The organism is Undibacterium sp. Di27W (assembly GCF_049340345.1).
Lineage (GTDB): Bacteria > Pseudomonadota > Gammaproteobacteria > Burkholderiales > Burkholderiaceae_D > Undibacterium.
In genome coordinates this window covers 1-1,540 of sequence record NZ_JBMPOS010000064.1, presented here as the reverse complement: position 1 = coordinate 1,540, position 1,540 = coordinate 1, and the positions used below count along the sequence as shown (strand labels likewise).

The following is a 1,540-nucleotide window of genomic DNA, read 5'->3' as shown; positions in this document are numbered from 1 at the left end:
GTATGCAACCCAGAACAAGGCAGCGCAAGTCAACAGCCAGTTGAGCAGCCTCATCACCCAAAATCCGTCCCAAGACGCGATTAGCTACAACTTCTATGATGCTGAGAACCGTGTAACCGCCACGGTCAATGCGGAAGGATATGCCACAGAATATCAATACAACCTCGATGGACAACTGACCCAGACGACGCGCTACAACAACAAAGCCAACAGCATCAATGCCAATGCCAGCTGGAATAATGTCAAACCGGTGCCGGATGCCACGAGCGACCTGATATCGACACAATACTATGACGCGCTTGGCCGCCAAAAAACAAGCATAGCAGCCAATACCGCGACGACAAACTTCGAATACGACCCCAATACCGGCTTCCTGATCCGCAGCGTGATGAATCCTGGCACAGACCAGAGCCGCTCCCAAAATCAAAAGCTGGACCAATACGGCAGAGTCATTGCCGATCTGTCCGGCATCGGTGGCGCGACCTATGGCACCAGCATCCCCGATGCTGGCTGGACTGCCTATGGCGTCAAATACACCTACGATGCAGCCAACCGCCGCACCAGCAGCACAGACCAGAACGGCCACCGCACCCTGTATTACTACGACCAGGCTGGCCACTTGTCCCACACCATCAATGCCCTGGGTGAAGTCACAGAAAACCGCTACAACCACCTGGGCCAACTGACCGACACCCTACGTTACGGCACCCGCCTGACTGGCGTAGCCAGTTTGACGGGTGGCCTGGTCACATCCTCCCTGACACAAAGCCTGGCTGGCATCGCCAACAGTCAACTCGACAGTGTCCAACACCTGAGCTACAACCTGGATGGTCGCCTGGACACATCAACTGATGCCAATGGCAACGTCACCACCTACGGCTACGACCAATTTGGTGAAACGACCAGCGTGACCAGCCCCATCACTGCCTCGGCGAGCATTGTTAATAAAACCAGCTATAACAAACTGGGCCAGGTCACCGAGACAATCCAGGATGCCAATGGCATCCAGCAAACCATCCACACCGACTATGATGCCTTTGGCCGCGCCAACCGCAGTGTCGATGCCAATGGCAATGTCACCACCCAAAGGTTTGACCGCCTGGGCCGGGTAGTCGAAGTCACTGACCAGGGAAGTGCGCACAACAATAAAACGAGTTATAACGCCTTTAATCAGGTACTCACACAGACAGATGCCAAAGGCTATGTCACCACCTATACCTATAAAAACAATCAGCTCACACCTGAAACAAAAGTCTCCAGTGCAGAAGGCAGTGTAGTCGTCACCACAATGAACCCGTATGGGCAAGTCATCAGCTCCACCGATGGCAAAGGCAACACCACCTCCTTGATCTATGACAAGGACGGCAATCTCAAAACAAAAACTACCTCTGACGGGGTGAACAACGTCCTGGTCAGCAGCTTCTACGACAATGCCGACCTGCTCAAAGAAAGCACCGATGCGAATGGCAATAAGACGACTTACGCCTATGATGACGTCAACCGCCTGATCAGCAAAACGCTGATCATCGCCGGTAGTGAC

1 protein-coding gene is annotated in these 1,540 nt (G+C 53.6%); it reads left to right on the top strand.

Annotated elements, in window-relative coordinates; translation table 11 throughout:
- On the top strand, positions 1-1,540 hold a 1,540-nt coding region (locus ACO0LF_RS31230), incomplete at both ends, for a hypothetical protein (protein ID WP_423021272.1).